We start from the raw sequence: 11,140 nt of genomic DNA on the forward strand, positions 1-11,140 counted from the left end.
ACCGGCGCCGCCGGGTCCGCGGCGGCCCGGCCCGGCCGGCCGGTGGCCGCGCCGACCGCCGCCTTAAGCGCCGCCAGAGCGGTGAGCGGGATCAGCGCGATCATGCAGGGGTCGGCCAGGTCACCGAGGCAGTCGCAGACGTCGCAGGCGTCGCAGCAGTCGTTGTCGCGCTTCCGGTTGCGCCGCCGGTGCTCCTGCCAGGCGCGCCGCTGCTGCTTGCGGCGGCGCCGCTCGCTGTCCGGCAGCCACCACCAGGCCCGGCCGGGCCGTCCCGGCGGCCGGGCCTGCTGCTGCGCACCGTACGGATCGTGATGGGACACGGTTGACGCTCACTCCGTTCTGTTCGTCTCGTCTGTTCGTCGGGTCCGGCGGCTGCAGGCACGCACGGCGCCGGGCACTCCCCCCGCCTCGGACGTCACCGGCCGCCGGACGGTTCCGGGGCCGGCCCCGGGGTCAGGTGCGGCGCAGGTAGCCGGCGGCCAGTTCGCGCAGCCGGGCGCCGTCGAAGCTGCGCCCGTGACCGGGGTGGACCACGGAGACGTCCAGTTCCGCGAGGAAGGCCATGCTGCGCCGGTAGGCGGGCACGTCCGAGTCGGGCAGGTCGTCGATGAGCAGTCCGTCGTAGACGACGTCACCGGAGTACAGGGCGCCGGTGCGCTCCTCCAGCAGGGCCAGGCAGCCCGGCGTGTGGCCGGGCAGGTGCAGCACCGTCAGGGTGCGCCCGCCCAGCTCGATCCGGTCGCCGTCGGCCAGCGGCCGGGTCACCTCCACCGGCTCGACCCGGTAACCGCGCGGGTCGTAGCCGGGGTGCGGCAGGGATTTCAGCAGCAGGCCGGGGACCGGCCCGTCGCCGGGGTCGAGGCCGAGCCGCGCGTACAGGTCGGCGCCGTACAGGGCGGCCGGTACGCCCCCGGCCAGCAGCGAAACGGCGGCGGTGTGCGCGGCCCGCTCGCGGAACTCGTGGGCGCCGCCGACGTGGTCCAGGTGCGCGTGGGTGAGCACCACCAGCGGATCGCGTTCGAACAGCCGTGGCAGTGCGGGGCGCAGCGGGACCACCCCGAGGCCCGCGTCCACCACGAGGTCCCGGTCGGTGCCGGGCAGCCACCACAGGTTGGCCGACAGCAGCGGGTCGACGTACGGCTCGGTGATCCGCACGACGCCGGTGCCTGTCGGGTGTTCCCGGTACCAGTTGTCCACCGCTCCAGCCTGCCAGGAGCACCTTCCGGCGGATCGTCAGGGGTCGCTCCGGGCAGGATCCGGGCACGGCCCGGCGGGCGGGCGGCCCCGGACGGCGGGGCGCTCTGCGGCGGGGTGCCCGACGGCGGGCGCCGCGCGGGCGCGTGCGAAGCTGTGGGGCCGACGAGGCGGAACGGGGACGGTCATGGGGGCAGGAATGCGCGGTATCACCAGGTCAGCGGTGCCGGGGCCGCCCGGCGACGGGTCCGCCGCCGAGCGGACCGTCGGGCTGCTGGACCTGCGGGGGAGGCCCGGCCTTGCGACCGTGCTGCACTATCCGGCGGACGCCGTGGTCGTGGTCTCCGGCCTGCCCGGCAGCGGCAAGAGCACGCTGCTGCGCCGCTGGTCGGACACGGTCCGGGTGGTGGACCCGCGCGATGTGCACGAGGCGTGCGAGGCCGTGATGCCCGAGCGGCTGCCGTACGGGGTGTACCGGCCGTGGGCACGGCTGGTGCACCTGAGGTGGCTGCGGGCGGGCGTGCGCGGCGGCGGTCCGCTGCTGGTGCACGACTGCGGCAGCCGCCCGTGGCTGCGCCGGTGGCTGGCCCGCGGCGCCGCCCGGCAGGGGCGGGAGCTGCACCTGGTGGTCCTGGACGTCGGCCGTACCGAGGCGCTGAACGGCCAGCAGGCGCGCGGCCGGTGGGCACCCCGACGGACCTTCGACCGGCACTGCGCGGGCCTCGGGCGGCTGCTCGACGCCCTCACGCCCGGCGGCCCGGCCGCCACCGCCGTTCCGGTACCGGACGCGGTGGCGGAGGCCACCTCGGTCGTCCTGCTGGACCGCTCCTCCCGTGCACACGTGACGGCCCGTTTCGGCGCCCCGGCCGACCCCACGGGCTGAGCCAGGGCCGGCAGTTCGCACCGGATCGTCCAGCGGCTCCCGGCCCCGGCCGGGCGTGCGCGACGCACCCTCGTACCGGCCCCTACCCGGGCGGTCCGTACCCGGGCGATCCGGCCGGGGCTCAGCCTGCCGTGTGAACCACCTCGCCGCCGACCACGCCGAGGTCGACGCGGGTGTCCAGGATCGCCTTCGGGTCCAGTCCGAACAGGTCCTGGGAGAGCAGGACCAGGTCGCCGAGCTTGCCCGGGGTGATCGAGCCGAGCCGGTCGTCGAGGAAGTTGGCGTACGCGCTGCCCAGGGTGTAGCCGCGCAGGGCGCTGGCCAGCGGAACGGTCTCCTCCGGCATCCACGCCTCGCCGCCCGCCAGGCCTTGGCGGGTGACGGCGGTGTAGAGGCCGATCAGCGGGTCCATCTCGGCGACGTTCCAGTCGCTGGAGAACGCCAGGACCGCCCCGGCCTGCTGCAGGCTGCGCATCGGCCAGGCCTTGGACCAGCGCTGCTCGCCGACGGCCTCCGCCCAGTCGCGGCCGGGCCCGGCGATGTCGGGCGAGCAGTGCCGGGGCTGCATGCAGGCGACCACCCCGAGCTCCGCGAAGCGGGGGACGTCGGCGGGGTCGAGGCACTCGACGTGGACGACCTGGTGCCGGGCGTCGCGCGGGCCGTTGACCCGGCGGGCGTGCTCGACGGCGTCCAGCACGGTACGGATGCCCCGGTCGCCGGTGGCGTGCACGAAGGTCTGGAAGCCGGCCGCGTCCAGCCGGGCCAGCGTCTCGGCGAACTCCTGCGGCGGGTAGAAGGTCTCGCCGCGGTGGCTGTGGTGTCCGGCGTACGGCTCCAGCAGCGCGGCGGTGTGCGGTTCGACCACGTCGTCGATGTACAGCTTGAGCGGCCCGACCCGGAAGCGGTCGCCGTGGTGGCGCCGGGCGGCGGCCGCGAACTCGGCGAGGTCCGCGTCGGTGGTGCCGCGCGGGTGGAACAGCGCGGCGACCAGCCGCGAGCGCAGCCGGCCCTCGGCGATGGCCCGCTCGAACAGGGCCAGGTCGTCCAGCGAGTTCTGCGGTTCGACGACGGTGGTGATGCCGTAGCGGGCGGCCTGGTCGAGGCTGGCGCACAGCCGCCCGTACTGGCGGTCCGGGTCCGCCCAGGGGACGCCGGCGGCGCGCAGGGCCCGGTGGCCGTCGCGGGACAGGCCGCGGACCGCGAAGTCGGTGAGGAAGCCGGTCGGCTCGCCGGTCACCGGGTCCTTCTGCACGGTGCCGAAGGCGAGGTCGGTGGTCCCGGCGGTGATGCCGAGGCGGCGCAGGGCGGCCGTGTTCAGCCAGGCGGTGTGCACGTCGTAGCTGAGCACGAAGGCGGGCCGCTCACCGGTGTACGGGTCGAGGTCGGCGGCGGTGGGCATCCGGCCGCCGGGGATCGCGGAGTAGTCGAAGGCCTCGGCCTCGACCCAGTCCGCGGCGGCGTTGCGGTGCAGCCAGTCGGCGATCCGGCGGCCGATCTCGGCGAGGTCGGCGGCGCCGGCCAGTTGCACGCAGGCGGCGTCGGAGCCGAGCCGGACGTGGTTGTGGCTGTCGACGAAGCCGGGCAGCAGCAGCCGGCCGCGGGCGTCGACCACCTCGGTTCCGGGGCCGGCCAGCTCGCGCCAGCCGTCGCCGTCGCCGACCCAGGCGATCCGGCCGTCCCGGACGGCGACGGCCTCGGCCCGGGGGCGCCGGTCGTCGACGGTGTGGACGTGGGCATGGTGGACGATCAGGTCGGCGGGGCGGTTCACAGGTTCTCCGGAGCGGTGGCGGCGGTGGCGGCGGTGGCGGTGGCGGGAACGGACGTGGGTGCGGCCGCGGCGGGCGGCGCAGCGGTCCGGCCGGACTGGTCCGCGGGCAGGCTGAGCACCCAGTGGGTGGCGCTGCGCGGGCGCAGGTAGAACGCCCAGTAGAGGGCGCCGACCAGCAGGACGGCGAGGGTGATCAGCAGGTCGCGGCGGGCCTGTTGGGTGAGCGCGTACGCCAGGACGGCGGTGGTCAGGACGGGCGCGAGCGGCCACAGCGGCATCCGCCAGGCGTCGGTGGTGCGGTGGCGGCCGCGGCGGGCGGCGAGCGCGGCCACACCGAGCAGCAGGTAGATGACCGCGACCACGACGCCGGTGAAGCCGAGCAGCGCGTCGATCGGGACGGTGAGGGCGAGCACCGCGCCGGGGGCGCCGATGGCGAGGGTGGCCACCCACGGGGAGCCCCAGCGGGGGTGCAGGGTGCCGAGCGCCCGGTTGACGGGGTCGGGCCAGGTGCGGTCGCGGGCGGAGGCGTAGAGCACCCGGCCGTTCTGGATCACCATCACGATGACGGCGTTGAGGATGGCCGCGGCGATGCAGAGGCTGACGAAGGTGCCGACGGTGCTGCCCGCCCAGGAGTCGACGATCGCGACCAGGTCGCCCGCGGCGAGCTGGTCCGGCGAGCTGACGCCCAGGCAGATCGCGACCACCGGGACGGTGATCACCACGACTCCGGCCAGCAGGGACCACAGCACCGTCCGGGCGACCGAGCGGCGCGGCTCGCGCAGGTCCTCGGAGAGGTAGATCGCGGTGCCGAAGCCGTTGTACGTGAAGATCGCCACGGCCAGTCCGGAGATCAGCAGGCCGGCGGTGAACGGGCCGGTGCCGCCGTGGCCGTCCGGGACCACCGCGTGGACCAGCGAGGAGGCCGGCTGGTGGATGTGGGTCAGGCCGAGCACGCTGACCACGCCGGCCGCGACCACTTCGAGGCCGAGGAAGACGCCGGTGATCAGCGCGTTGGACTTGATGTCCAGGACGCCGACGGCAATGGCGAGCACCATCACCGCGCCGCCCGCGACGGCCGGGTCGAGCGAGAGCACCGAGCCGAGGTAGCCGGCGGTGCCGAGCGCGATGATCGGCGGGATCACCAGCAGCGAGACGATCGAGATCACGAACACCAGCCAGCCGGCCATCCGGCCGAGCACCTGGCCGACGATCGAGTACTCACCGCCGGCGCTCGGTACCAGGGTGCCCAGCTCGGCGTAGCAGAGGCCGACGCCGAGCGAGAGCACCGCGGCGATCAGCAGGCTGATCACGGCGCCGCTGCCCTGGGACTGCAGCAGCGGCGGGACGACGATGAACAGCGAGGAGGCGGGCGTGACGCACGACAGGGTCAGCAGGACCCCGCCGAACACGCCCAGGGATCGTGGCAGCGCCGCGACGGCGGGCTGCGCGCCGGCAGGCTGGGGGGAAGTCGTCATCGGGGACCGGGCTCTCTGGGGGAAGGTGTCCGGCCATTGAAGGCGAGGCAAAAAGAATGCGTCAAGGGTTTCTTTGCATCATTTCGCCTGTCAAATTCGTAGTCCCCGGCAATTCATAGGGGCAGCGACATCAGTGCCGATGAATCGCCTATTCGATGGGCAGATCGTAGGTGTAGGACTCCTTCACGATGTCCAGGTGCACCCAGGACTCGCAGCGCACCACCCCCGGCAGGCTCCGGACGGCCTCCAGGCCGGCCGACAGCGCCCGGCGGTCCGGGGCGTCCAGGCCGCACACCAGGTCGAACCGCCCGTAGCCGGTCGCCACGTAGTTCACCCCGGGCAGGCGGGCCGCCGCGCGGGCGACCACTGCGACCGGCCCGTGCACGCCGAGGCCGACCCCGGCCGCCTCCCGGACACCCAGCGCACGTGACTCCACCAGGCCGGTGACGTGCACGGCACCGACCTCCAGCAGGCGCAGCACCCGGGCCCGGGTGGCCGGCTGGGAGAGCCCGACCTGCTCGGCCAGCGCCGCGAAGCTGGCCCGCCCGTCCGTCTGCAGCAGGCCGAGCAGCCGCCGGTCCGCCCGGTCCAGGGCGGGCATCCGGGGGGCCGCCGTACCGGGGAGGACCGGGGAGTAGGCGTCCCGGACCAGTTCGGCGCAGCGGAACACCTCCACGCCGCGCACCCCGGGCGCCGCCCGGAGCACCGCGAACTCCTCCTCCAGAGCGGCCTCGTCGGCGACCCGGACCTCCGCGACCACGGCGAGCCGGCCCGCGGTGCAGGAGACGAAGCTGGTCGCCCGGCGGGCCGCGGCCAGGGCGGCGGCCGGGCCGCCGGCGCCTGCGACGTCCAGCGACACGTGCGCGACGGCCTCGATCCCGGCGACGGCGGGCGGCACGATGCCGACGATCCGTACCGCCCCTCGCTGCAGCAGCCGCTGCACCCGGGCCCGGGCCGCCTCCCGGGAGATGCCGAGCAGTTCGGACAGCCGCTGGTAGGTGACCCGCCCGTCGAGCTGCAGTTCGCGGACGACGGCGGAGTCGGTGGCGTCGGTGGTGTCGGGCACGAGGTCGCTCCCAGGGGGTGGTGCGGCGGGGCGCAGCCAGCCTAGGGCCCGGGCATCCCCGGGCCGCGGACGATCCACCTGAGCGGCGGTCGACGGAATGGACGGAATGCGCAGTTGTCCGATGTCGACGGCATCCGCCTCTGCGGACCTCACGGCTCGTGCGACCGGGCGAATGCGAGGCCGATGTGCCGGTTCGCCCCGCAGGTGCGGCCCTATGATCGGCGCCGTGGCCCCCGGAGCGCGCCCCCGAATCCGCGCACGGCAGACAGGGAGTTCCTTGTGACGAACCGTCTCCTCTCCCGCCCCGGCCTGCGGTTCGCGGGCGGTCTCCTGGCCGCCGCGCTGGCGCTCGCGGGGTGTTCGTCGAGTTCGTCCGGGTCCTCGGGCGCGTCCGGTTCGGCCTCCGCGTCCTCCGCGGCCTCGGGCAGTGCCGGCGTCAGCGGCACCGTGACGGTGTTCGCGGCGGCCTCGCTGAAGGAGAGTTTCACCACGCTCGGCCAGAAGTTCGAGGCCGCGCACCCCGGCACCAAGGTGGTGTTCAACTTCGCCGGCAGTGACGCGCTCGCCGCCAGCATCGTCAACGGTGCGCCGGCCGACGTGTTCGCGGCGGCCAGTCCGGCGACCATGAAGACGGTCACCGACAAGGGCGACGCGGCCGGGCAGCCGCAGACCTTCGTCCGCAACCAGCTGGAGATCGCCACCGTTCCCGGTGACCCGCACCACATCGCCTCCCTCCAGGACCTGGCCCAGCCCGGCCTGAAGGTGGTGCTGTGCGCCCAGGAGGTGCCCTGCGGCGCCGCTGCCCAGAAGGCGCTGGCCGCGGGCAACGTCCGGCTCACCCCGGTCAGCTACGAGCAGGACGTGAAGGCCGCCCTGACCAAGGTCGAGCTCCAGGAGGCGGACGCCTCGCTGGTGTACCGGACGGACGTCAGGTCGGCGGCGGGCAAGGTCGACGGGGTGAACTTCCCGGAGGCCTCCGCCGCGATCAACGACTACCCGATCGCAGCCCTGACCCATGCGCCCAACAGCGCGGGCGCCCGGGCGTTCGTGGCCCTGGTGCAGTCCCCGGAGGGGCAGCAGGTGCTCATGGACGCCGGTTTCCTGAGCACCTAGCCTGCCGCCGGAGTGTCGGGGAGGCGCGGGAAAGGCCGATTGCTAGCCTCAATTCGCCCGATTTGCTCCCCATTTGTGCGCCCGCCGTATCCGGTGGGCCCGTACCCGGTGGGCCCGTCCCCCGGGCCCGCACCCCGGTGAAGGCGAGTCAGCACGTGAACCACGAGGTCTCCCGCCGCAGGCTGCTGGGCGCCGCCGCCGGCGCGGTCGCCGCCGGCGTGTCCGTCACCACCCTCGGGGCGGGCGCGGCCCGGGCCGAGCCGGGCCACCCCGGTGGTGGCGATCCCGGCGGAGACCTGGGGGCGGCAGACCCCGGGCAGCTGCGCGTCCTGCCGGGCGACGGCCGCTACGAGACGCTCAGTCAGGGCTTCAACCAGCGCTGGACCAGCGAACCGGCCTACATCCAGCTGGTCACCGACGACCGGTCCGCCGTCGCCGCGGTCCGCGAGGCGCTCGACCGGGGGCTGCGCCCGACCGTCCGCAGCGGGGGCCACTGCTACGAGGACTTCGTCGAGAACACCGGCGGCGCGATCCTCGACATGAGCACCATGACCGGCGTCCGCCGGACCGCCGACAAGTACGGCCGCCCCGCCTACTGCGTGGAGTCCGGCGCCAGCATCTGGGAGATGTACACCGAACTGTTCCGGCGCTACGACGTGGCGGTGCCCGCCGGGTCCTGCTACTCGGTCGGTGCGGGCGGGCACGTCTGCGGCGGCGGTTACGGGGTGCTGAACCGGCGCGACGGCCTGACGGTCGACCACCTGACCCAGGTCGATGTGGTGACCGTGCGGGACGGCCGGGCCGAGGTCACCCGCGCCCACCGCGCGGACCCGGCCGGCTCGGACACCGCGCACCTGTTCTGGGCGCACACCGGCGGCGGTGGCGGCAACTTCGGCGTGGTCCTGCGCTACTACTTCAGCGAGGAGCTGCCCAGGCCGCCGGCCCGGGTCTGGCTCAGCAGCATCGCCTGGCCGTGGGCCGACATCCTGAAGCGGCCGGAGGACTTCACCCGGCTGATGCAGAACTTCGGCGAGTTCTTCGCCGCGCACAGCGGCCCCGGCGAGCAGCTGTACGACAAGCTGTTCAGCATTCTGAAGCTCACCCACAAGACCAACGGCAACATCGCGCTGTTCAGCCAGTGGGTCGGCGACGACCCGGCTCCGCTCGACGCGTACCTGGAGGCGATGGAGAGCGGTCTGACCACCCGCGCCACCGTCCAGACCGACGCCGCCGGCGGCCTGTACCTGCCGTACCCGGACCGCCGCCGGCAGATGCCCTGGCTCCAGGCCACCCAGACGCTCAACGGCTCCGGCGCCAACCAGCGCGGCAAGTACAAGTCCGCCTACCACCGCAAGCCGTTCTCGGACCACAACATCGCGGCCACCTGGACCTGGCTGACCAAGGACAACCCGGGTGTGGACATGACCCAGACCCTGGTGCAGATCGACTCCTACGGGTGCCGGGTCAACGCCGTCCGCCCCTGCGACACCGCCGTGCCGCAGCGGGACTCGATCGCCAAACTGCAGTACCAGACCTACTGGACGGTGCCCGCCCAGGACCAGGCCCACCTGGACTTCCTCCAGGGGTTCTACCAGGACGTCTACGCGGAGACCGGCGGGGTGCCCGAGGTCAGCGACCCCGCGCACGACCTCGGCACCGACGGCGCCTACGTCAACTACCCGGACGTGGACCTGGGGATCGCCACCGACCCGGCGCCGCGCTACCCGCGGCTGTACTACAAGGACAACTATCCGCGGCTGCAGCAGGCCAAGCGGATCTGGGACCCGTGGAACGTCTTCCACCACAAGCAGTCCGTGGTCGGCTGAACGGCCGTCCTCCCGTCCCTCCCCCAACACGCCGCCCGATGACTGAGGGTGACCGTCCGTCATCGGAGCGCGTAGGATGCTTCGTGCGCGCGCGGTGGGAAGGGGAGACCGTTGGACACGGTGATCGTGCAGCTGCCCGACGCCCCGGGGGCCCGCGGCGGCCGAGGTCCGCAGCGGCCCGGGCTGCTGCGGATGGGGCCCGGTGAGAGCGCGGTCTTCGGCCGCGGCGCACCGGGCAGCCCGGCCGCCATCGAGCTGACGGACCGCGGTGTCTCACGCCGGGCCGGCGAGGTCACCGCCGCGGAGGACTACTGGCGGCTCTCCAACTTCAGCGGCTCCGCGACGTACGTGGTGGAGAACCTCGAGGGCGCGGGCGAGCACGTCAAGGTGGCACCGGGCCGGCTGGGCGCGCCCGTGCCGTTCGAGTTCTCCCGGGTGGTGCTGCCCGCGGTGGCCGGCCCGACCGCCTTCAAGGTGTTCGCGCCGCAGCACGCCTACCTCGACGGCGGCCCGCGGCCCGGCGCGGGCGAGCACACCGTCAGCCCGTTCGCCCTCGACCCCACCTCCAAGTACTTCCTGGTCCTGCTGGCCCTGTGCGAGCCGCGGCTGCGCGAGGCGTCCGCCGCCGCCGTGCCCGGGGTCGGTGAGGTGCTGGAACGGCTGCGCGCCCTGCCCACCTGCCGCACGCTGACCCGCTCGGCCGTCAACTACCACATCGACTACCTCGCCGAGGCCAAGCTCAGGCTGCGCGAGGAGGGCGACCACGAGCGCGCGGCGGCCGGGCGCACCGGCCGCAAGCGGGAGGAACTCGTCGCGCTGGCGCTGCGGTTCGACCTGGTCCGGGAGGACCACCTGGCGCTGCTCCCGCCGCGGCGCGGCGCCGGCTGACCCGCGCCATGGACGACGACGGCACCCCGCCCCTGGACGTCCCCGCCGGGTACCAGGTCGCCGGCTGGCGGATCACCGAGCTGATCGGGTCCGGCGGCTGGGGCAGCGTGTACGCGGCCGAGGACCCGGCGGGCGGGACGGTCGCCGTGAAGTTCCTCCGGCCGGGCCTGCCCACCCCGGGCCGGCACCGGACGATGGCCGAACTGGTCCGCCGGGAGGACTACTTCAGCCGGCGGGCGGATCACCCCCAGCTGATCCGTACGCTGGCCGCCGTCACCGTGCGCGACCCCGGTGATCCCCGGCTCGACGGTGCCCTGGCCCTGGTGATGGAACGCGCCGAGCGCAGCCTCCAGCAGGTGCTGGCCGACGGCGAGCCCGGGACGGCCGTGACCGGCGCGGCCCGGATCCTGGCCGAGGTCGCCACCGGGCTGGCCCACATGCACGGCCGCGGCTGGGTGCACGGCGACCTCAAACCCGGCAACATCCTGCTGATGGCCGACGGCGGGGTCCGGCTGGCCGACTTCGGCCTGAGCGCGGAACTCGACGGCGGCACCCACGCCTACGCCCCGCCCCTCGGCTCGCCGGACCACGTCCCGCCCGAGTGGTGGTCGCACCGGGCCGGCGCCCGCGGTGTGGAACTGCGGCCGAGCGCCGACGTCTGGGCCTTCGGGGTGCTCGCCCACCAGGTGCTCACCGGCGGACTCCACCCGTTCCTCGGCGCCACCGCCCGCGCCAGGTCGCTGGCCGCGCAGGCGTACGCGCGCGGCACCGCCCCGCTGCGCCTGGACGAGCGGCTGCCGGACGGCTGGCGGGCCGTGATCGCCGACTGCCTGGCGGGCGATCCGGCGGTCCGCTCCCGGCTCGGCGCGGCCGAACTGCTGGCGCGGGTGCGGCAGGCCGGCGGACCGCCCCCACCCGCGCGCGCCG

At 74.6% G+C, this 11,140-nt stretch carries 10 protein-coding genes; 5 read left to right on the top strand and 5 right to left on the bottom strand.

The window, feature by feature from the left end:
• Both AA75_RS18390 and AA75_RS18395 read right to left on the bottom strand, forming a co-directional pair.
• The coding region (locus AA75_RS18390) for a hypothetical protein (protein WP_033821177.1) at positions 1-320 on the bottom strand (320 nt) is incomplete at its 3' end.
• 133 nt (positions 321-453) lie between these two features.
• Entirely contained in the window at positions 454-1,197 is a 744-nt protein-coding gene (locus AA75_RS18395) for an MBL fold metallo-hydrolase (RefSeq protein ID WP_033821178.1), read from the bottom strand.
• A gap of 196 nt (positions 1,198-1,393) precedes the next feature.
• On the opposite strand from AA75_RS18395, the gene AA75_RS18400 reads away from it, so the two are divergent.
• Positions 1,394-2,077, top strand: coding sequence for an AAA family ATPase (locus tag AA75_RS18400; RefSeq protein WP_233289075.1), 684 nt, complete (start codon positions 1,394-1,396; stop codon positions 2,075-2,077).
• Between the two features lie 121 nt (positions 2,078-2,198).
• Here the strand turns inward: AA75_RS18400 and AA75_RS18405 are convergent, their stop codons facing one another.
• From AA75_RS18405 to AA75_RS18415, 3 genes are all read right to left on the bottom strand, one after another.
• The gene (locus tag AA75_RS18405; RefSeq protein ID WP_033821179.1) at positions 2,199-3,845 is read right to left on the bottom strand and encodes an amidohydrolase; all 1,647 of its coding nucleotides are present in this window, start codon (positions 3,843-3,845) and stop codon (positions 2,199-2,201) included.
• Positions 3,842-5,320: an APC family permease gene (locus AA75_RS18410; protein ID WP_082526617.1), complete on the bottom strand. Its 1,479-nt coding sequence runs from the start codon at positions 5,318-5,320 to the stop codon at positions 3,842-3,844. Before AA75_RS18410 ends, AA75_RS18405 begins: the two co-directional genes overlap by 4 nt.
• A 148-nt stretch (positions 5,321-5,468) precedes the next feature.
• Positions 5,469-6,386 carry an Lrp/AsnC family transcriptional regulator gene (locus tag AA75_RS18415; RefSeq protein ID WP_033821180.1) on the bottom strand — a complete coding sequence of 306 codons (918 nt, stop codon included), beginning with the start codon at positions 6,384-6,386 and terminating at the stop codon, positions 5,469-5,471.
• A gap of 279 nt (positions 6,387-6,665) precedes the next feature.
• Here AA75_RS18415 and modA point away from each other — a divergent pair, with 279 nt between their 5' ends.
• The 4 genes from modA to AA75_RS18435 form a co-directional block, all read left to right on the top strand.
• Complete coding sequence (modA, locus tag AA75_RS18420; RefSeq protein WP_033821181.1) at positions 6,666-7,499, top strand: molybdate ABC transporter substrate-binding protein; 834 nt, start codon at positions 6,666-6,668, stop codon at positions 7,497-7,499.
• A 155-nt stretch (positions 7,500-7,654) separates the two neighbouring features.
• The gene (locus tag AA75_RS18425; RefSeq protein WP_051812719.1) at positions 7,655-9,325 is read left to right on the top strand and encodes a BBE domain-containing protein; all 1,671 of its coding nucleotides are present in this window, start codon (positions 7,655-7,657) and stop codon (positions 9,323-9,325) included.
• 111 nt (positions 9,326-9,436) lie between these two features.
• The gene (locus AA75_RS18430) at positions 9,437-10,213 is read left to right on the top strand and encodes a hypothetical protein (RefSeq protein ID WP_033821182.1); all 777 of its coding nucleotides are present in this window, start codon (positions 9,437-9,439) and stop codon (positions 10,211-10,213) included.
• An 8-nt stretch (positions 10,214-10,221) separates the two neighbouring features.
• Positions 10,222-11,140, top strand: a 919-nt coding sequence (locus AA75_RS18435; RefSeq protein WP_033821183.1) for a serine/threonine-protein kinase, incomplete at its 3' end; no start/stop codon positions are given.

It is taken from the genome of Kitasatospora sp. MBT63, assembly GCF_000710465.2.
GTDB lineage: Bacteria > Actinomycetota > Actinomycetes > Streptomycetales > Streptomycetaceae > Kitasatospora.

Coding starts and splice junctions, on each gene's coding strand:
- AA75_RS18400 (WP_233289075.1), top strand. CDS start 1,394: ATGCGCGGTATCACCAGGTCAGCGGTGCCGGGGCCGCCCGGCGACGGG.
- AA75_RS18410 (WP_082526617.1), bottom strand. CDS start 5,320: ATGACGACTTCCCCCCAGCCTGCCGGCGCGCAGCCCGCCGTCGCGGCG.